This is a genomic window from Streptomyces sp. NP-1717, assembly GCF_022695985.1.
GTDB lineage: Bacteria > Actinomycetota > Actinomycetes > Streptomycetales > Streptomycetaceae > Streptomyces.
Genome location: NZ_JAAPBF010000001.1, coordinates 51,616 through 71,894 on the forward strand (window position 1 = coordinate 51,616; position 20,279 = coordinate 71,894).

Annotated in this window: 15 protein-coding genes; 7 read left to right on the forward strand and 8 right to left on the reverse strand. The window is 70.8% G+C overall.

The features are described from left to right. Positions 1-173 precede the first annotated feature (173 nt). The gene (gene hemC / locus GXP76_RS00225; RefSeq protein WP_242569304.1) at positions 174-1,109 is read right to left on the reverse strand and encodes a hydroxymethylbilane synthase; all 936 of its coding nucleotides are present in this window, start codon (positions 1,107-1,109) and stop codon (positions 174-176) included. A 215-nt stretch (positions 1,110-1,324) separates the two neighbouring features. On the opposite strand from hemC, the gene GXP76_RS00230 reads away from it, so the two are divergent. The 3 genes from GXP76_RS00230 to GXP76_RS00240 all read left to right on the forward strand — a co-directional run bounded on the left by GXP76_RS00230 (position 1,325) and on the right by GXP76_RS00240 (position 4,899). After that, a complete protein-coding gene (locus GXP76_RS00230) occupies positions 1,325-2,107 on the forward strand; it encodes a calcium-binding protein (protein ID WP_242569305.1) in 783 nt (260 codons plus the stop codon). Positions 2,108-2,552: 445 nt separating this feature from the next. Then, entirely contained in the window at positions 2,553-3,761 is a 1,209-nt protein-coding gene (locus GXP76_RS00235) for a cytochrome P450 (protein ID WP_242569306.1), read from the forward strand. A gap of 10 nt (positions 3,762-3,771) precedes the next feature. Further along, entirely contained in the window at positions 3,772-4,899 is a 1,128-nt protein-coding gene (locus tag GXP76_RS00240) for a type III polyketide synthase (protein WP_242569307.1), read from the forward strand. 76 nt (positions 4,900-4,975) lie between these two features. Here the strand turns inward: GXP76_RS00240 and GXP76_RS00245 are convergent, their stop codons facing one another. Beyond that, positions 4,976-5,320 carry a trypco2 family protein gene (locus GXP76_RS00245; protein WP_242569308.1) on the reverse strand — a complete coding sequence of 115 codons (345 nt, stop codon included), beginning with the start codon at positions 5,318-5,320 and terminating at the stop codon, positions 4,976-4,978. Between the two features lie 62 nt (positions 5,321-5,382). On the opposite strand from GXP76_RS00245, the gene GXP76_RS00250 reads away from it, so the two are divergent. Genes GXP76_RS00250 through GXP76_RS00260 form a run of 3 tightly spaced genes read left to right on the forward strand, consistent with a single transcriptional unit; the run spans position 5,383 to position 11,713 of the window. Continuing rightward, positions 5,383-9,285, forward strand: coding sequence for a tetratricopeptide repeat protein (locus tag GXP76_RS00250; RefSeq protein ID WP_242569309.1), 3,903 nt, complete (start codon positions 5,383-5,385; stop codon positions 9,283-9,285). Continuing rightward, on the forward strand, positions 9,285-10,418 hold the full coding sequence (locus GXP76_RS00255; protein WP_242569310.1) for a hypothetical protein: 1,134 nt from the start codon (positions 9,285-9,287) through the stop codon (positions 10,416-10,418). The genes GXP76_RS00250 and GXP76_RS00255 overlap by 1 nt, the downstream gene beginning before the upstream one ends. Beyond that, complete coding sequence (locus GXP76_RS00260; protein WP_242569311.1) at positions 10,415-11,713, forward strand: hypothetical protein; 1,299 nt, start codon at positions 10,415-10,417, stop codon at positions 11,711-11,713. Before GXP76_RS00255 ends, GXP76_RS00260 begins: the two co-directional genes overlap by 4 nt. Positions 11,714-11,791: 78 nt before the next feature. On the opposite strand, the gene GXP76_RS00265 is transcribed toward GXP76_RS00260, so the two are convergent. Beyond that, positions 11,792-12,748 (reverse strand): right-handed parallel beta-helix repeat-containing protein, encoded by a 957-nt coding sequence (locus GXP76_RS00265; RefSeq protein ID WP_242569312.1) that lies wholly within the window; start codon positions 12,746-12,748, stop codon positions 11,792-11,794. Between the two features lie 230 nt (positions 12,749-12,978). Here GXP76_RS00265 and GXP76_RS00270 point away from each other — a divergent pair, with 230 nt between their 5' ends. Continuing rightward, a complete protein-coding gene (locus GXP76_RS00270) occupies positions 12,979-13,668 on the forward strand; it encodes an SGNH/GDSL hydrolase family protein (protein ID WP_242569313.1) in 690 nt (229 codons plus the stop codon). Between the two features lie 93 nt (positions 13,669-13,761). Here the strand turns inward: GXP76_RS00270 and clpB are convergent, their stop codons facing one another. From clpB to dnaK, 5 genes are read right to left on the reverse strand one after another with little or no spacing between them, the layout of a single operon-like run. Then, the gene (gene clpB / locus GXP76_RS00275) at positions 13,762-16,401 is read right to left on the reverse strand and encodes an ATP-dependent chaperone ClpB (protein ID WP_242569314.1); all 2,640 of its coding nucleotides are present in this window, start codon (positions 16,399-16,401) and stop codon (positions 13,762-13,764) included. Continuing rightward, complete coding sequence (locus tag GXP76_RS00280; RefSeq protein ID WP_242569315.1) at positions 16,392-16,721, reverse strand: chaperone modulator CbpM; 330 nt, start codon at positions 16,719-16,721, stop codon at positions 16,392-16,394. Before GXP76_RS00280 ends, clpB begins: the two co-directional genes overlap by 10 nt. Continuing rightward, on the reverse strand, positions 16,718-17,695 hold the full coding sequence (locus tag GXP76_RS00285; RefSeq protein WP_242569316.1) for a DnaJ C-terminal domain-containing protein: 978 nt from the start codon (positions 17,693-17,695) through the stop codon (positions 16,718-16,720). The genes GXP76_RS00280 and GXP76_RS00285 overlap by 4 nt, the downstream gene beginning before the upstream one ends. A 7-nt stretch (positions 17,696-17,702) precedes the next feature. Next, positions 17,703-18,299 carry a nucleotide exchange factor GrpE gene (locus GXP76_RS00290; RefSeq protein ID WP_242569317.1) on the reverse strand — a complete coding sequence of 199 codons (597 nt, stop codon included), beginning with the start codon at positions 18,297-18,299 and terminating at the stop codon, positions 17,703-17,705. Between the two features lie 10 nt (positions 18,300-18,309). Continuing rightward, the gene (gene dnaK / locus GXP76_RS00295) at positions 18,310-20,223 is read right to left on the reverse strand and encodes a molecular chaperone DnaK (RefSeq protein ID WP_242569318.1); all 1,914 of its coding nucleotides are present in this window, start codon (positions 20,221-20,223) and stop codon (positions 18,310-18,312) included. Positions 20,224-20,279: the final 56 nt, after the last annotated feature.

Here is a 20,279-nt window from a genome sequence, read left to right on the forward strand (position 1 = left end):
TGCCCGAACGTCGGGCAGGGTCCTGAACAGCTGTTTTGTCCCTTCCGACGGCGCAGCGGCCGTCAGCCGGCGAGAGCGACGCGACGGATTCCGACCATGGTGTGTGACAGCTGTGTCAACTGTGGCGGCCACGGCCCCCGGGGGACGGGGGGCTCCCCGGGGCCTGCCGGGCCTCAGTGCGCGATGGAGTCGATCAGTTCGCGCGCCCCTTGGCGGAGCAGGGCCACCGCGACCGACGTGCCCAGGGTGGCGGGGTCGAGCGGACCGGCCCATTCGTGTGCGTTGAGGACCGTCTTGCCGTCGGGGGTGAAGACCCTCGCGCGCAGGGAGAGCCCACCGCTGCGCTCGGCGTGCGCGAATCCGGCGATCGGGCTGTTGCAGTGCCCCTGGAGAACGTGCAGGAACATCCGCTCGGCGGACGCTTCCTTGTAGGTGTCCCGGTCGCCGAGCGCGGAGACGGCGTCGATGGTGTCGGTGTCCTCCTCGCGGCACTGGAGCGCGAGGATCCCGGCTCCGATGGGCGGGCACATGAGGTCCACCGGCAGGATCTCGGTGATGACGTCGCTGCGCCCGATGCGCTCCAGGCCGGCCGCGGCCAGCAGCAGCGCGTCGGCCTCGCCGGCCGCGAGCTTCTCCAGCCGGCGGTTGGCGTTCCCCCGCATCGGTACGCAGATGAGCTGCGGGTGGGACGCGGCGAGCTGCGCGACGCGCCGGACCGACGACGTACCGACCCGGGTGCCCGCGGGCAGCTCGTCGAGGGTGCGTCCGGCGGGGTGGATCAGGGCGTCGCGGATGTCGTCGCGCTTGAGGAAGGCGGCGAAGACCGTACCGGCGGGCAGCGGCCGGTCCGCGGGCACGTCCTTGACGCAGTGCACCGCGAGGTCGGCCTCTCCGGCGAGGAGCGCGGCGTCGACCTCCTTGGTGAAGGCGCCCTTCCCTTCGACCAAGGAGAGGTCGCCCATCCACTTGTCGCCGGTCGTCTTGACCGGGACGACCTCGGTCACGATGCCCGGGTGGAGCGCGGTGAGTTCGGTGCGCACACGCTCCACCTGGGCGAGCGCCATCGGCGAGTCGCGGGAGACGATGCGGATCAGTTCAGGGGTGGACATGGCGGACACGATAGAGCCTCCGGCGGGTGCTTCCGTCATCCGCCCCGGGGCCCATCTCCCCCCGTGCGACGGATACGTTGAACGCCTCGGGCAGGTGTGCGAGCCGGGCCGTGTCCGACACATGGCGCCGACCGCCTGCCGGGCGGATCTGTCGGACACGGCCCGGGCGTCCGGGACGTCCGCAACCTTTGCCGCTTTCGGCGGTCATACCTGATATGACCAGACACGCCGTTGTCGCCCTGACCCTCGCCGCGGCGGTGGGCGGGCTCACCGCACCGACCGCATTCGCCGACAGCATCCCTGTCCCCTCCTCCGCCTCCATCCTCCCCGCCGACCCCGTCGTCACGGGCGTCACCGTCAACGGCGGGAAGGACGTGGTCGTCGGCACTACCGAGCGCAAGACCTTCACCGTCACCGTCCACGGAAGCGACGTCCCCGGGCTCGACTTCGCCGACGTCGACCTGCTGGGGCCGAACGTCGGCTTCTACACGACCGACACCTACTGCGAGAGCGCCACCGCCTGCACCACCCGCTTCACCGTGGATCCGCACCGTGACGTGTACAACGAGGGTTTCGATCTCAGCAACGCCAACGCGGGTGCCTGGTACGTCGACACGCTGGTGGACACCGTCGACGGCGACTCCCTCTACGTGAGACACGCCGGTGGCTTCCGGCTCCAGCGTGCCGCCAGGCTCACCGTCAACGCCGCGCCCGAGCCGGTCGCGAAGGGGCGCACCATCACGGTCACCGGCAAACTGACCCGCGCGAACTGGGACTCGTACCGCTACGCCGGGTACACCGGCCAGACGGTGACGCTCCAGTTCCGGCCGAAGAACAGCGACACCTACACCACCGTCAAATCCCTCAAGACCGACGGGACCGGCAACCTCCGTACGACGGTCAAGGCCGCTACCGACGGTTACTGGCGGTGGAACTTCGCCGGAACGACCACCACGGCCCCGAAGAAGGCGACGGGCGACTTCGTCGACGTCCGCTGACGGACGACAGGCCGCGCCGCCGGCAGCGTGCGGAAGAGTACGCGTCACGTCGCGGCCCTGACCTGTGGGCGCCCCACGCGCCCGACCACAGGGGTTCTGGCCCCGGCGGGCCCTCCCGAACCGTGACGGCCCGCCGCTCCACCGGAACGAGCGAGCGCGGGGGCTGACCAGCGCCCCGACACCGCGCTCCGGCGCGTTCGGCGGGCTTCGCGCCACGCCGGGCGAGACTTCGCGCGCCATAAAGGCGCCGTAAGCAGATGGCCGAACGTGCGCCCACCTCCCTTCGAGGTGGGCGCACGGCGACGGCGACGTGTGCCCCGGGCCACCAGTTACCCGTACAGGTGAGCTTGGCATTTTCCGCGCATGGCGGCTCCCCCGATGCGGAATGAACTCAAGGTTGCCCAACGTCACCGTAAGTGACCATCTTCGCTGTGGGAGTGCTGTGATGACCGGCGTTGACTCAGTACAGACCTGCCCCTTCCGTCACGACGACGCCCTGGAACCCGACCCCTTCATGACCCGGATGCGGACCGAGGCACCCGTCACCCGCGTACGCATGCCGTACGGCGAGGGCGAGTGCTGGCTGGTGACCCGGTACGAGGACGTGAAGACCGTCACCTCGGACCGCCGCTTCAGCCGAGCCGCCCTGGTCGGGCGGGACTTCCCCCGGATCACCCCGGCGCCCATCGCGCAGTCCGAGTCGATCAACCTCATGGACCCACCCGCGCTCAACAGGGTGCGCAGGCTGATCAACAAGGCCTTCACCACCCCACAGGTGGAGGCGCTGCGCCCGTGGACACAGCGGGCCGTGGACGAGCTGCTGGACGCCATGGCCGCGAGCGGCCCCACGGTCGACATCGCGGACCACCTGGCGGACCGGCTGCCGCTGCTGACCATCTGCGAACTGCTGGACGTGCCGGAGGCGGACCGCCCCCAACTGCGGCAGCGCGCCATGGAGATGATGTCCATGAACGCCGCCGACCGGAACACGGCCGTCGAAGCGAAGGCGTGGCTGCGGGCCTACTTCTCCGAGCTGACGGCGGAGCGGCGGCGCGCGCCCGGCGAGGACCTGATCAGCGCCCTCGCCACCGCGCGCATCGGCGACGAGATGCTCGACGAGGACGAGTTGGCCGTGCTGGCCATGCTCCTGGTGATCACCGGCCACGACACCACGACGTACAACATCAGCAACATCGTCTACACGCTGCTGACCCGGCCCGAGTTGGCGGCGGATCTGCGCGCCCGGCCCGAGGTGCTGCCGCAGGCCCTCGAGGAGCTGCTGCGTCACATCCCCTTCCGCCAGGGAGTCGGCATCCCCCGTGTGGCCCTGGAGGATGTCGACTTCGACGGTGTGGTCATCAGGGCGGGCGACACGGTGCACGTGTCCTACCTGACCGCCAACCGCGACGAACTCGCCTACGAGCGGCCGGACGAGCTGGACTTCGACCGCGAGGACCCCGCCCCGCACATGACCTTCGGGTGGGGCAGCCACCACTGCCTGGGCGCCCATCTCGCACGCATGGTGCTCCAGGTCTCCATCGGCACACTGCTCAACCGTTTCCCCGACCTTCGTCTGGCCGTACCGGCGGAGGAGGTGCGGTGGAACACCGTCTCGATCTGGCGATACCCGCTCGCCCTGCCGGTCACCTGGTAAGGAGCTGATCATGGCAACTCTGTGCAGGCCCGCCATCGCCGTCCCCGACCACGTCATCACCATGGAACAGACCGTGGAGCTGGCGCGGTCGCTGCATCCCGATCACCCTCAACTCGACCTCGCCGTACGGCTGATCAGCAACACGGGCGTGCGCACCAGACGTCTGGTGCGGCCCATCGAGGAGACCCTCCGCCATCCCGGATTCACCGCCCGGAACGACGCCTACGAGGTGGAGGCGAAGGCCAGGGTGCCCGAGGTCGCGGAGCGGGCCCTGGCCCACGCCGAACTCACGCCGCGGGACATCGACATGATCGTCTACGTGTCGTGCACGGGCTTCATGATGCCCTCGATGACCGCGTGGCTCATCAACACGATGGGCTTCGGATCGAACACCCGGCAGCTGCCGATCGCTCAGCTGGGGTGCGCCGCGGGCGGCGCGGCGATCAACCGCGCGCACGACTTCTGCTCCGCGTACCCGGAGTCGAACGTGCTGATCGTGGCCTGTGAGTTCTGCTCGCTGTGCTACCAGCCGACGGATCTCGCCGTGGGCAATCTGCTCTCCAACGGCCTCTTCGGCGACGCCGTCGCCGCCGCGGTGGTCCGGGGCGAGGGCGGCACGGGCGTGCGGCTGGAGCGCAACGGGTCCCATCTGGTGCCGGAGACGGAGGACTGGATCTCCTACGCGGTCCGCGACACCGGCTTCCACTTCATGCTCGACAAGCGCGTGCCCGGCACCATGTCCGTACTCGCCCCCGCCATGCGGGAGATGGCCGAGCCGCACGACTGGGACGTCTCCGGACTCGACTTCTACATCGTGCACGCCGGCGGGCCCAGGATCCTGGACGACCTCTGCCACTACCTCGACGTACCGGCGGAGATGTTCCGCTACAGCAGGGCGACCCTCACCGAGCGGGGCAACATCGCCAGCGGCGTCATCTTCGACGCCCTGGACCGCTTCTTCGAGGACGGCGGCGCCGAGCACGGCGCCCGGGGGGTGATCGCGGGCTTCGGTCCCGGCATCACCGCCGAACTCGCCCTCGGCACCTGGTCGGTGAGCGGCCACGAGAGCGGCGGCATCGAACGGGAAGTGATCCTGCCGGCGCCGGCCCTGATGTCGCAGTCGGACGCGGTCGGCTGACCTCTCGGCCGATGTCGCCGCCGGGTTGTCGTACGTGCCGTCGGCCCGTACGACAACCCGACGGCACGCTCCCGAGCTAGCTCGGGCCACCGATGCTGATCCCGGGGCCCTCCGGGCGCTCGTCCCTGTCGTGCGGCATCAGCTCGATCTCGATCCGGTGCAGGTTCTCGCTCGACGCCGTCCCGCCCGCCTCGGCCGTGATGACGCCGATGTTCAGCCCCGCCTTGCCGGTGCCCTCGCGCCTTACCTGCACCGCGAATTCGACGTGCACGCGCTCCACCCGGAACTGGAGTCTGCTCTCGCGGCCGTCGCGCTGCGCCTCTTCCAGCTCCTCGCGGATCCGGCCGATCACCTCGGCGAGACCGGCGGTCTCCGCACCGCCGTGCCCACCACGTGCGCCACGCCCGTCACCCGCGCCCATTTCGATCCTCCCGTTACGCAGCGAGGGCGACTTGTCACCCCCCGTGGCTATTGTTGTGCAGTATGAGGGAGCCCGAAGCCACTTCCAACTCCAGCTCGTGGGAGGGCGCTTGGCGCGTCCGGCTGGCCCAGGACGAGAGCGGCACCGCCTCACCGCTCGGCGCCGGGGTGCTGCTGCCGGGTGGGCTGGTGCTCACCTGTGCCCATGTGGTGCTGGCCAAACCCCGGCGCGGGACGGACGGTTCAGGGGGATCGGGCCGACGCGGTGGTCCGCCGCGGCCGGTCGACACCCTCTACGCGGAGTTCCCCGCCGCTCCGGCGCACCCGCCCGTGCGGCTGCGCGCCGAGGTGCTGGCCGAGCATCTCGCCCCGCCGACCTCGCGGTTCAGCGGCGACATCGCCCTGCTGCGGCTGGCCGCCGTGCCACCGGTGGAGACCGCCGTACTGCACCGCCGTGTCCCCTCGCGCGGCACATCGGTGCACGCGGTCGGCTACACGGACCGGCTGCCCGGTGGTGAGCGCATCGACGCCCGCCTCATGGGGCTGGGTGGCCCCGCGCGCTACCCCGAGTGGGTCCAACTCGATCCGGACGGAGGGTCGTACGCGGTGCGCCACGGGTACAGCGGCAGCGGTGTGGTCACCGGATCGGGTGACGTACTCGGCATCCTGGTCCACCAGTTCGGGACCGAGCAGTACCCGGTCGCGGTCAGCCACGCGTACATGATCCCGACCGACACCATCCTGCGCTATCTGTCGGTCCTGCGGCACCCACAGGCGGATCGGTCGGCCAAGTTGCGGGTGACGGGGGCTCCCGCCCTGTCGCCCACCATCCCGCGCGATCCGCCCGGAAGCGGTTCGGCCCGCGCTCTCGGACTGCGCCGCAAGGTGACCCACTGGCTCATCGACTCGGTTCCGGCGACGGGCACGACGGGCACGACCCCCGCCCCGGTCTCGGATCCGGTGTCCGGGGCCGACCCGGCGGGCGGCAGGCGCGCGACCACGGAGCCGGTGGAGGTGATCTTCGCCCGCGACGACCGGCACGACGACATGGCGGCGATCCACGCCACCCTCAACCTCGCCGACCGCGAACGCAATCCGCGCCCGACGGGTACGGGCGGCGGCTCCGAACCGCCCGCCGGTTCGATCGACATCGCCGTGGACACAGCAGATCTGACGGCCGGTCAGCTCATCGCGCTCACCGCCGAACGCATCGGGCTCGCGGACCCGGCCGGCCAGGCCGGATCAGAGAGACCCGGCGGACCCGAGGACCACGACCGCGCCCTGGCCCGGATCGCCGGGGACAGCCCGCCGATCGCCGCCGCGTTCCTCTCCGTCGACCGGACGGCCCCGACCGGCGAGGCCGCGATACCCCTGCTCAGGGCGTTACGGGCGAGCGGACAGACCCGGCTGCTGCTCGTCTTCCGCGACCCCGGCTCCCCGTCGCTCGAACGCGTTGTGGACACCCTGCTCGACGACGGCTGGGCCGAGCGCCGCACGACGGCCGCCGCCGCGCGGCTCGACGTGCTCGCCGAGCTGGAGCGGAGGTTCCGCAGGCTCAGCGCGCACCCCGGTGTCCCGCGCATCACCGACGCGCCGCGGCCGGTCCACCGCCGACTGGCCGCGCGGCTGGCCGAGTTGCGGACGGACGGCGAGATCCCGCGCCGGAGCGCCGCCCTCGCCCACGACCTGTTCCTGCTCGACATCGACGTCGAGGACGCCATCCAGCGCACGGGATCCGCCGTACGTCTCCTCGACCGCCCCTACGCACCGGGCGAGTACGTGGTGACTCCGCCCGGTGACGGCCTCACCGATCTGCCGCACATCGCCGTCGAGGACCCCGACACGTTCGTCGAGCCCGAGGCGGAGGCGCCGAAGGACTCCGAGTCCGGCCTCGTACGCGGCCAGGAGCTGCACCAGCAGTACAAGGTCGTCGGGCTGCTCGGGGAGGGGAGTTTCGGGCAGGTGTATCTCGCCCGTGACCAGATGCTGGAGAACCGCCCGGTGGCCCTGAAGGGCGCACGGGACCCCGGCGACGCGACCGACCGGCGGATCTCCCGCCTCGAACTGCTGCGGCTGGTCAGTCTCAACCACCCGTCCATCATCAAGGTGTTCAACTACGCCCGGCATCCCGGCCGCCCCGACCGGCCCGGACACCCGGCGAACAACGCCCGGTTCATCGTGATGGAGTTCGCCGACGGCGCGCCTCTCCAGTGGGTCGCCGAGCAGATCGCGCGCGACGAGGCACCGTTCGACGGCTATCGCGTCCATGAGTTCATCGCCGCCTACGGCCTGCGGATCCTGGACGCGCTCAGCTATCTGCACGAAGAGGAGGGCTTCGTCTACGGCGATCTCTCCCTCACCAATGTCATCCACTGCGGCAACGGCATCAAACTCATCGACGTCGCGGGCGTACGGAGAATCGGGCACGCGGGCCCCGTCACCTATCGGGCGCCCGAACTCGGCACATCCACCGAAGTGACGGTGGCGGCCGACCTGTTCGCGGTCGGAGCCGTCCTCCAGGAACTCTTCGACCGGGTCCCCACCCATCCCGTCGACCTCGGTACGACCTCACTCCAGCGTGTCCTGAACAGGGCGCAGGCGGCGCGCCCCGGGGACCGGTTCGCCGACGCGCGGGAGATGGCCGTCCAACTCCACGGTGTGCTGCGCGAGCTGCGCTCGCTGCGCCTCGGCGAGGAGACGTTCGAGCCGTCGCCGCTGTTCTCGGTCGCACCCACCGCGCTCGACGGCGAACTCGGCAAGGCACCGCCGCTCGAACAGTGGCGGCACGGGGGCAACCACAAACGGCCGCTGACGATACGGCCGCCGCGCCCCGCCGAGGTGGCCGTCGGCCTGCCCGTACCGAGACCGAGCAGACAGGACCCCAACTGGAAGGAGCTTCAGCGCACGTCGTACGACGATCCGGCAGGTCTGCTCCAGCTCAGCGCCGACTGGCAGCTCTCCCCCGAACTGGCCCTCCTGCGCTGCCGTCTCCATCTGGAGGTCGCCCGCTACCAGCCGGCCGGCGCGGGCACGGGGCTGGCGTCCGCCACCGCCGAGCTGAGGCGGGCCGAGGCCGCCGTCGGCCCACTGGCCGAGTACGACTGGCGGCTGCGCTGGCACCGGGGGTTGCTCCAGCTCGCCGCCGACGACGTCGAGTCGGCGCTCCGGTCCTTCGACGGGGTCTACGCGGCGATTCCCGGCGAGTACGCGCCCAAGCTCGCGCTCGGCTACTGCTACGAGATCCTCGACCGGCCGGAGGAGGCGATGGTCTTCTACGGCGCGGTGTGGAAGCGCAACCACGCGCTCGGCAGTGCGGCCTTCGGGCTGGCCCGTATCCATCTGGCCGACGGCGACAGCGGTCCGGCCCTCGCCCGGCTCGAAGCCGTTCCCCCCGACTCGCGGCACCGCACCGCCGCCCGCACCGGCATGGTGCGGATCCACGCCGATCTGCCGGCCGAAGGTGGTCCGCCGAGCGTGGACGCCGCGAAGCAGGCGTGCGTTGCGCTCCACCGGCTCGCCCGATACGAGGGGCTGACGGACCGTCACGCCCAGGAGCGGCTGCGCACCGACCTGTTGGAGCTGCTGCTCCGGCTGGTCGTGACAGCCCCGGAGCCGGACCCGCTGCGCGCGCTCCGTGAGTCGCTGGACAAGGACATCCCCATCCCCCTCACCGAACACGATCTGCGGGAGCAGTTGGGCGCCGGTTACGAGCGGCTCTCGGAGCAGGTGCCGCGCACCGCGCTGCGCGAGCACACCCATTTGGAGAGGGCCCTGCTCGACAACGCGTACCGCACCCGCCCGTTCGCGTTCAGCCACAACCGGGGTGAGCGGCGTCAGGGCCGGCTGCGGGGCTGGCGGCCGGGCCGGCTGCGGGGCCTGCTGGGCGGCCGGGCGGACCGGTCGCAGGTGCCGGACACCGGGGGCATGGGCGACGACCGCTGGAACGCCTTCACCGGGGAGCGTTGATGGGCCGCCGGTCCGCCGTGCGTTCGTGGCTGCGGTCCGCCCTGACGGCCGGGAGGTCGGCCGGGTCCGCCGTATGGCGGTCGGTGTGGCTGCCGTTGTGGCGCAGGTCCTCGGGCCGTACGCCCACGGGTCGGCGACGTCATACGGCTCCGTTCCTGTTCAGCCGCATGCTGCTGCTCCCGGCGCTCGCCCTGACGGTCCTGGCGCTGGCCGGGACGGCGTATCTGGACCTCGACGGCCGTACGGAACAGTTGCGTGAGCGCTACGCCCCCGCGATGGTCGAACTGGCCCATGCCAGAACGTCGTTGGATCTGGCGCACAAGGAGGCGTCGCTGCGCCTCCGCGGGGACGACGGAGAGCCGCTGCTCCAGACCGATCTCGTCGGGCTCGGGGAGAGGTACCCGTCACTGCTGACCGAAGCGGCGCAGAGCCTCAACAACGCGGCCCAGACGAAGGCGCTGCGCGCCGAACAGGAACAGGAGGTCCGTGTGGTGTCGGGGCTGGTGGTGGCCTACGACGACTGGATCGGCTGGGCCGGCAGCCACCACGACAGCGAGGTGCTGCGTACGGCGGGACTGGACTACGCCGCGAGCCTGCTGGGCGCCCCGCCCAAGTCATCCGATGACACCACCGTCCTCTACCGCATCCGGGCTCTCGAAGGGGAGTTGAGAGCGGACGCGTCGGAACTGTCGGGCTGGACCGGGCTCTCCACCGTGACGGCGTGGGCCGCGCTGCTGGCCGTGCTGGTCTTCGTGTCCGCCGTCGTCGGGACGCTCGACTTCGTCCTGGCGCAGCTACGGGTGCGCAGCCCGTTGCTGACGCTGTACGCGCTGCCGGTCCTGCTGGCACTGGGCGTACTGGTGCTCGGGGCGGCCGGTCAGCAGCACGCTCAGCGGAAGGTGGCGGCGGCGGGAGTCGAACTGGCCGCGGTGAGCGCGACGCCGGCGGCCGGTAACCGGATCGAGGTACTGGAGGAGGAATTGGCCGTCGATCTGCGCGGCACGCACCCGGGGGCGTGGACGCTGGCCGCCGAACTCGCCCTGGCCGTCGGGGCGGTGGGCGCGGTGGCGTCCGGATTCACGCTGTTCCACTACGGCCGCAAGCACTTGCAGATCCTCTGGAGGGCGCCGTGAGGGCACGCTACGGAATCGTCCGCTCGGCGCTGGCGGGTGCCCTGCTCGCCGGGGTGGCCGTCGTGTCCGCGGGCTGCGCGGCCGAGGAGAAGCCGACGCTGGTGGTGCTCGGTCCGTGGACCGGCGGCGAGGAGGCTCCTTTCAAGAAGATGCTCCAGGAGATGGGCAGGAAGAACGGCAAGCACTATGTGTACGAGGGCACGCGCTCGCTGCGGGAGACGCTGGTCGCGCAGTTACGGACGGAGTCGCCGCCCGACGTGGCGATCCTCAACGGCCCCGGCGAGTTGGCCGAGTACGCGTTCGAGGGGGACGCCCAGCCGCTCCCCTCGGACGTGGTGGGCCGGGCCATAGAGCCGTGGGCCCCGCGTATCAGTGTCGCGGACAAGCACGGGGACATGCAGGAGCGCGCCTACTGGGTGCCGGTGCGGGTGGATCTCAAGTCCATCGTCTGGAGCAGGGCGGGCGAGGAGAGGGCGGCGGACGAGGACGCCGTGTGGTGCCTGGGCATGGCGTCGGGTGCGACGTCGGGGTGGCCTGGCACGGACTGGATCGAGGACCTGCTGCTGCAGCGGGAGGGCCCCGACGCGTACGAGCGGTGGGCCACCGGCGCCCTGGCGTGGACCGACAAGCGGGTGAAACGGGCGTGGCAGGACTGGGCCGCCCTGCTCACCACCGATGTGGACAACGCCAAGGAGGCGATCACCAGACCGTTCGAGAGTCTCGGCAAGGACCGGTTCGGGCTGCTGAACAAGCCCGGCTACTGCACACGCGAGCATCAGGGTTCCTTCGCCCGCCGCCATTACGGTCTCGACGTGATGCCTGCCCCGACCTCCGACTTCGTCAAGGGGCTGCCCGCGGACCAGAACGCGTTCGAGGTGTCGGGTGACATGGCGGCGGTGTTCAAACCGAGCGACGCGGCGTGGGAGTTGGTGATCGAACTCACCTCGCAGAGTGCCCGGAACGAATGGGTCAGGGCGGCGGAACCGGAGGAGCAGCCGTTCTTCCCGTCCGGTGCGGCGGGAGCGAAGGGCGCGACCCCGGCGTCGAGGGAGATCCTGCGGATACTCAACGACGCGGAGCGGATCTGCCTCGACGCCTCCGATGCCATGCCGTCGACGCTGCGGGGTGCCTTCCAGCGGGCGGTGCTGGAGTTTCTGGAGAATCCGCGGGACGAGGCGGTGCTCGACGGTCTGCTCGCCCAGCTGGAGGCGGAGCGACTGCTCCAGAAGCGGGCGAAGGCGTTCGTCCTGGACGATCTGTGCGATGTGCCGCCCGGCAGGTCGCCGGAAGGGTGAGGCCGTGGCCGGTCCGTCCTCGGTCGCCGGAAGGACCGCGAGCACCGCTCGTGCGGCGGCCGAGGACGGACCCGGTCGTCAGGGAGTGATGGCGATGTTCGTCAGGCCGCGCCCGCCGGTGACCGTGTTGTTCGAGTGCACCGTGGTGCGGCAGCCGGCGGTGTCGGCGGTGACGTTGATGGCGAGCTGCTTGTCGCCGGTGGCGCCGGTGAGATCCGACCTGTTGCCCCGGAAGACGGTGCCGCAGCCCCAGCCCGGCTGCTGGGTGTGGGTCTCGAAGCCGTTGTTGGTGGTGTTCTTCCCGGTGTTGTTCTCGACGAGCGTGTTGTTGCCCTTCACGTCGACCCAGGAGTCGTCGAAGTTGGCACCGGTCAGCCCGCGGCCGTCGAAGATGTTCCCGATGATCTTCGCTCCGGTGGTGCCCTCCTTGATGTCGATGGCCTCGCCGCCGACGTCGGGACCGATCGTGTTGCCGATGATCTGTGTGTTGTCGCTCTTGTCGGAGGTGCCGCCGGCCGAGCCGACGTACACGCCTTCGCCCATGCCCCGGCCGTCGTTGCCGGTGTCGTGGATACGGGAGTTCTTGATGACGCCGTCGCGGCTGGAGTTGCGGAAGTGGACGCCTTCCATGTCCAGGTCGTGCACGACGACGGAGTCGATGACGACGCCGGCGGCACCGTCCGCCATGATCCCCTTCTGCGCGCCGGTGAGGGTGATGCCCTTCACGGTCCAGTACGAGGCGCCGTTGAGGTGCAGTACGTACCCGCCGCCCGCGTTGAGTACGGCCTTCTCCGAACCGGTGAGCGTGATCCGGGAGTTGGCGGTCCCGGCGACCAGCGCCTTGAAGTTTCCGGTGTAGTTGCCGTCCGCGAGCTGGATCGTGTCGCCGGGACGGGCGGCGGTGAGCGCCGCCTTGAGTTCGGCGGCGGTCTTCACGTCGATGACCGCCGCGTGGGCGGGTGCGGCGGCCACGGACAGCACGCCGGCCGTCGTGGCGACGGCGAGGAGGGTGGGGAGCAGCCTTCGGGTACGCATCGCAAGCGCCTTCCTGCGGAGAGAAACGTGGGGTCTCATATGCGAACAGGGGACGAGCTTGTGAACACTGGAGCCGACTCGTCACCGTAGGGATACCAGCGAACCGCGTCAAGGTCCGTACCAATAGCGGGACTTCCGGCACCCCGGCAGCCTTCCGGCTCGCGACACGCCGACATTTCGGAAATCCCGACTCCTTGCAATGCACGCACGATCGATCGTACTTTTATGCCATGACGACAGCGGCGAACCCCCTCACCGAAGAGACCGATCCCCTCTGCCTCTCACCGGCGCGCGCCGCGGGGCTTCTCACCGGGGCCCCCTGGCGGCGGTTCGCGGTGGCCGGCGACAGTCTGGCCGCCGGGACCGGCGACCCGAGCCCCGGCTACGCGAGCCTGCCCTGGTGCGGCCGGGTCGCCGACGCCCTGCGCCGCGTCTGTCCGGAGCTGGCGTATCTGAACACCGGCACGATCGGAGCCACCACGTCCGACACGCTGGACCAACAGATGGACGAGATCGTCGCGTTCGCCCCGGACCTGCTCCATATCTCCTGCGGTGCCAACGACTTGTTCCGGCGGCGGCCCGACTTCGCGGTCATCGAGCGCACGGCGCGGCGCGTCTTCGAGCGGGCGGCGGGGACCGGGGCGCGGCTGACGACGTTCACCCTCGGCAGGGCCTTCGACGTGCCGGCGTTCCCCGACTTCCCCCAACGGGTGCGGACGCTCAACGCCGTCACCGAGGCCCTGGCCGCGGAGCACGACGTGGTCCTCGTCGACATGTGGGACCACCCGCTCAACGCCCGTCCGGACCTGCTGAGCGCCGACCGGATCCACTTCTCGACGTCCGGTCAGGCGGTGATGGCGTCCGAGGTGGTCAAGGGACTCGCGGCGACGATCGACGTACCGGCGGCCACCCCGGTATGAGGGTGGCCACCGCCGGGCGCGTACGACCTCCTCGTGGAGGTCGTGGCGCGGGACGACGCGCACCTGATCGGGCCGTACCCATGGCATCGGCCGTCAGACGCCGGCGGTCTCGCGCTTCCGGCTCCCCGCGAACGTCACGACCAGTTCGCCGTTCTGGGCGTCGACCAGGATCGTCTCGCCGTCCTCGACGTCCCCGCGCAGCAGGGCCCGGCCGATGAGGGTCTCGACCTCGTGGGAGATGTAGCGGCGCAGCGGCCTGGCGCCGTAGACCGGGTCGAAGCCCTGGTGGGCGATGAGTTCGCGGGCGTGCGGGGTGAGGTCGACGCCGATCCGGCGTATCCCCAGGCGCTCGCGCAGTTCGTTGAACTGGAGCTCCACGATGCGCTCGATCCGGTCGAGGCCCAGCGGCTTGAAGAGCACGATGTCGTCCACCCGGTTGAGGAATTCGGGGCGGAAGTGGCCGCGCAGCTCGGCCGTCACGAGTTCGCGCGCCTCGGGCCTGATCTCACCGTCGGCGGTGGCGCCGTCCAGCAGATAGGAGGAACCGATGTTGGACGTCATGATGATCACCGTGTTGCGGAAGTCGACCGTCCTGCCCTGGGCGTCGGTGATGCGGCCGTCGTCCAGGATCTGAAGCAGGGTGTTGAAGACGTCGGCGTGGGCCTTCTCGATCTCGTCGAACAGGACGACGGAGTACGGCTTGCGGCGCACCGCCTCGGTGAGCTGGCCGCCCTCCTCGTATCCGACGTAGCCGGGAGGCGCGCCGACGAGCCTGCTGACCGTGTGCCGCTCCTGGTACTCGCTCATGTCCAGGCGGACCATGTTCTCCTCGGAGTCGAAGAGGGCCGCGGCGAGCGTCTTGGCGAGTTCGGTCTTCCCCACTCCGGTCGGTCCCAGGAAGATGAACGACCCGATGGGCCTGCGCGGGTCACGGATGCCGGAGCGGGCCCGGATGATGGCGTCGGCGACCAGCCGGACGGCCTCGTCCTGGCCGATGACGCGCTCCTGGAGTATCTCGTCCAGGCGCAGCAGTTTCTCGCGCTCGCCCTCCTGGAGCCGTGTGACGGGGATGCCGGTCCAGGCGGCCACGATCTCGGCGATCTCGTCCTCGGTGACCACCTCCCGGAGCAGGCTGGTCTCGCCCTGCTTGACGGCGAGTTGTTCCTCCTCGGCCGCGAGCCGGCGCTCCAGGTCGGCTGTCCTGCCGTAGCGCAGTTCGGCGGCCCGGTCGAGGTCGTAGTTCCGTTCGGCCTCCGCCGCCTCGCGCCGTACCTGTTCGAGCTCCTGGCGCAGGTCCTGGACCCGGCGGATGGCCTGGCGCTCGGCTTCCCACTGCGCGTGCGCGGCATCGGCCTCGCCGCGCAGATCGGCGAGCTCGCGGCGCAGTTCACCGAGCCGGACCTGGCTCGCGGCGTCCGGCTCCTTGGAGAGCGCGGCCTCCTCGATCTCCAGTCGGGTCACCCGGCGGGTGATCTCGTCCAGTGCGGCGGGCATGGAGTCGATCTCGGTACGCAGCCGGGCACAGGCCTCGTCCACGAGGTCGATGGCCTTGTCCGGGAGGAAGCGGTCGGAGATGTAGCGGTGGCTGAGGGTGGCCGCCGCGACCAGCGCGGTGTCCTGGATCCGTACGCCGTGGAAGACCTCCAGCCGCTCGCGCAGGCCGCGGAGGATGGAGACGGTGTCCTCGACGCTCGGTTCGTCCACGAGCACCTGCTGGAAGCGCCGTTCGAGGGCGCCGTCGGACTCAATGTGCCGACGGTACTCGTCCAGGGTGGTGGCGCCGATCATATGGAGTTCGCCCCGGGCGAGCATGGGCTTGAGCATGTTGCCCGCGTCCATCGCTCCTTCGGGGCCGCCTCCGGCGCCGACCACGGTGTGCAGTTCGTCCACGAAGAGCAGGATGCGCCCGGCGGCTGCCTTGACCTCGTTCAGTACGGCCTTGAGGCGTTCCTCGAACTCCCCGCGGTATTTGGCGCCCGCGACCAGGGACCCCATGTCGAGGGAGAAGACGGTCTTGTCGCGGAGCCCTTCGGGGACGTCGCCGCGCACGATGCGCTGGGCGAGTCCTTCCACGACGGCCGTCTTGCCGACTCCGGGGTCACCGATGAGGACGGGGTTGTTCTTCCGTTTGCGGCTGAGGATCTGGGTGACGCGGCGGATCTCGGCGTCGCGGCCGATGACCGGGTCGAGTGTGCCCTCACGGGCCTCGGCGACCAGGTCACGGCCGTACTTCTCCAGTGCCTCGTACGCCCCTTCGGGAGTCGCGGAGGTCACGCGCTGGTTGCCGCGGACCCGGGTGAGCGCGGCCAGGAAGGCGTCCGTGGTGACGCCGTGCTCCTTGAGGAGGCGGCCGGCGGGGGTGGCGGAGCCCTCGCCGGCGAGGGCGAGCACGAGGTGTTCGACGGAGACGTACTCGTCCTTGAGCCGGTGCGCCTCCTGTTCGGCGGTGTCCAGCAGCCGGCTGAGGCGCTGGGTGACGAAGACCTGTCCGGGCGTCGTTCCGGGGCCGGTGCTCCGGGGCCTGCGGGCGAGTTCGGCCTCCACGTCGGTGCGCAGCGCTGCGGTGTCGGCGCCCGCCTGGTCCAGCAGCCGGGGTACGAGTCCGTCCCGCTGGTCCAGGAGGGCGAGCAGCAGATGGTCGCCGTCGGTCTCGTTCTGCCCGAGCCGCAGGGCCACGGTCTGGGCGTCCTGGAGGGCTTCCTGGGACTTCTGGGTGAGCCGGTTCATGTCCATGGCTGCTGATCACTCCCGGTACCGCTGCGGCGCAGCGCTGTTTCGAGGCGGCTGATGCGGTCGAGGAGGTCGACCACCACGCCGAGCGAGGCGTAGTTGAGGCAGAGGCCGACCCTGAGCCGTTCCAGACGGGCGAGGTCGAGCGGGGCGCTCTCGGCGAACCGGAGCCGCCCGGACGCCTCCCGGCGGGCGTCGAGCAGTCCGAGGGCGACGAACTTGCGCACGGTGTCGGGGTGCAGCCCCGATCGGCGGGCGACGGTCTCCAGCGAGAGCCCGGGGAGCGGCACCAGCGCGTAGACGGTGCGCCGTCGGGTGGTCACGATGTCCTCCTCGGGTCGAAGTCGGAGGCTCCGGCGAGCTGTTCGAAGAGGTCGCGCTCACGGTCGGTGGGGTGCGGCGGCACGGTGATCCGCAGTTCGGCGTAGAGGTCGCCGTCCGGTCCGCGCGGGTTGGGCAGGCCCTGGCCGCGCAGCCGGAGCCGGCGTCCGCTGGAGGAACCGGCCGGGACGGTGACCTTGGCGGTGCCCTGCGGTGTGGGGACGGGCAGGGTCGCTCCGAGCGCGGCTTCCCAGGGGGTGAGCGGGAGTTGGACGGAGAGGTCGCGGCCCTGGACGCGGAAGGTGTCGTGGGGCGCGAGGCGCACCCTCAGATAGAGGTCGCCCGCGGGTCCGTCGCCGCTGCCCCGGCCGCCCTGTCCGGCGAGGCGGATCCGCTGCCCGTCGGTGACGCCGCGCGGGATGTTGACGTCGTACGTCCGCTGCCCCCCGGGCCCGCCGAGGGTGACGCCGCGGTGGCCGCCGCGGTACGCCTCCTCGACGGTGAGGCGCAGTTCGGCCTCCTGGTCGGCGCCGGGCATCCCGCCTCGCGCTCCCCGCGCGCCGAACATCCCGCCGAAGAGGTCTTCGAAGTCGATTCCGCCAGGCCCCTCGGCGCCGCCGAAGGGACCGCCGCCGTCGCCGTACCCCCGGACGTAACGTGCCCGTCCCCCGCCGCCGGGCCTGCCTCCGCCGCCCGCGCCCGCTCCGGCCGCCACGCGCCCGCCGTAGGCGCCGTACTCCTCGTAGCCTTCCGGTATCTGCCGGAAGTCGGCGCCGAACCGGTCGTAGCGCGCGCGGGTCTTCGGGTCGGACAGCACGCTGTACGCCTCGTTGAGTTCCTTGAAGCGTTCCTCGGCGCCGGGGTCCTTGTTGATGTCCGGGTGGTACTTCCGGGCACGGGCGCGGTACGCCTGCTGGATCTCCTCGGTGCTCGCGGTGCGCGGCACGCCGAGGGCCTCGTAGAGGTCGACTGCCATGGGCTCGTCACTCCTGCCGCTTGCTGACGACGGCGGCCATCGGGCGCAGCTGGTGGCCGGGGGTGCCGTAGCCGGGGCGCAGGCACTGGACGACCGTGCCCGGCTCGGTGCCGGGTTCGTCCACGACGGTGACGACTTCGTGTCTGAGCGGGTCGAAGGGGACTCCGGTTTCGTCGTCCCTCGGGTAGCCGAGGCGGTGGAGGACGTCGACGGCCTGGTCGCGTACTGCCCGGACCCCCTGGACGACGGAGCCGGTGTCCGACCCGGCGTGTGTCAGGGCGAGTTCGAGGTTGTCCAGCACGGGCAGCCAGTCGGTGCAGACGCGGGCGCGTTCCGCCTCGCGTTCGCGTGACAGCTCCTTCGCATGGCGTTTGCGGAGGTTGTCCAGGTCGGCGAGGGCGCGCCGCCAGCGGTCCCGCAGTTCCGTGGACCCGGGCGGTTCGGACTGCTCGGACGGCTCCGGCGTTTCGGTGGGCTCGGCCGCGGCGGGCTCGCTGGTCTCGGTGGTTTCGGTGGACGAGCCGGTCGGGCCGGTCGCGCCGGGTTCGTTCGGCGGCTCGCCTTCGGGCGGCGGTTCGCCCACCGGTTCCGGGGAGTTGGTCATGGCGGCGGCTTCAGCTCTTGTCGAATTCGGCGTCGATGACGTCGTCGTCGGCGTCGCGGGATCGGGCGTCGTCCTCGGTCCCGGACTTCTGTCCGTCGCCTCCTCCGTCACCCGTGCCCGGCGCCGGTCCGGCCTGACGGGCCGCCAGCGCCGCGTACACCTGCTGGAGTTCGGAGGTCAGCGACCTGGCCCTGGCCGGGTCGGCCTCGTCCTTGACGGCCTGACGGGCGTCGGTGACCAGCATCCGCGCACGGGCCTTCTCGTGTTCGGGCGCGGAGTCGCCGAGTTCGGTGAGGCTCCGCTCCACCTGGTAGGCGGCGGTGTCGAGTTCGTTGCGCGCGTCGACGGCCTCGCGCAGCGCCTGGTCCTCGCCCCGGTTGGCCTCGGCCTCGCCGACCATCCGCTCGACCTCGGAGGGGTCGAGGTTGGAGCCCTCGCTGATGGTGATGGACTGTTCCTTGCCGGTGGCCCTGTCCTTCGCGGTGACGTCGAGTATGCCGTTGGCGTCGATGTCGAAGGTGACGTCGATCTGTGGCTCGCCCCGGGGCGCGGGGCGGATGTCGGTGAGCTGGAAGCGGCCCAGCACCCGGTTGTCGGCGGCGCGTTCACGTTCGCCCTGCACCACCACGACGTCCACCGCGGGCTGTTCGTCCTCGGCGGTGGAGAACGTCTCGGAGCGGCGGACGGGGATCGTGGTGTTCCGTTCGATGATCTTCGTCATGACTCCGCCGCGCGTCTCGACGCCGAGGGAGAGCGGTGTGACGTCGAGCAGCAGGACGTCCTTGACCTCGCCCTTGAGGACACCTGCCTGGATCGCGGCGCCGAGCGCCACGACCTCGTCGGGGTTGACGCTCATATTGGGGTCCTTGCCGCCGGTGAGCCGGCGGACCAGGGCCTGTACGGCGGGCATCCGGGTGGAGCCGCCGACCAGGATGACCTCGTCGATGTCCTGGTCGCTCACCTTGGCGTCGGCGAGCGCCTGCTGGACGGGGTCGAGACACCGCTCCACGAGATCGGCGGTGATCTGCTCGAACGTGGACCGCATGACCGTCTCGGTCAGATGCTTGGGGCCGGAGGCGTCGGCGGTGACGAAGGGGAGACTGACCTGTGTCTGACTGACCGAGCTGAGTTCGGTCTTGGCCTTCTCGGCGGCTTCGAAGAGCCGTTGCAGGGCCTGCGGGTCCTGGCGCAGGTCGATGCCGTTCTCCCGCTGGAAGGTGTCCGCGAGGTGATCCACGAGACGGCGGTCGAAGTCGTCGCCGCCGAGGTGGCTGTCACCGGCGGTGGAACGCACCTCGACCACTCCGTCCCCGACGTCCAGGACGCTCACGTCGAAGGTGCCGCCGCCGAGGTCGAAGACGAGCACGGTCTCGTGCTGCTTCTTGTCCATCCCGTACGCGAGCGCGGCGGCCGTCGGCTCGTTGATGATGCGCAGCACTTCGAGGCCGGCGATCCGGCCGGCGTCCTTGGTGGCGGTGCGCTGCGCGTCGTTGAAGTAGGCGGGCACGGTGATGACGGCTTCGGTGACCCGTTCGCCCATGGACTTCCCGGCGTCGTCGGCGAGTTTGCGCAGCACGAGCGCGCTGATCTCCTCGGGGGCGTACAGCTTGCCCCGTACGTCGATACGGGCGACGCCGCCGTCACCCTCGACCACGTCGTACGCGACGGCCTTGGCCTCGTCGGATATCTCGTCGTAGTGGCGGCCGATGAAGCGCTTGGCCGAGTAGATGGTGCCCTTCGGGTTGAGGATCGCCTGGCGTCGGGCGAGTTGCCCGATCAGGCGCTCCCCCGTGTCGGTGTATCCGACGACGGAGGGTGTGGTGCGGGTGCCCTCCGCGTTCGGGAGCACGTTCGCCTCGCCGCCCTCCCACGCGGCGATCACCGAGTTGGTGGTACCGAGATCGATTCCTACTGCCCTGGCCATGGAAGAACTCCTCACAACTGCCGCTCCCAGGCGCTCGGCCGCCGGCGTGGGGTCCG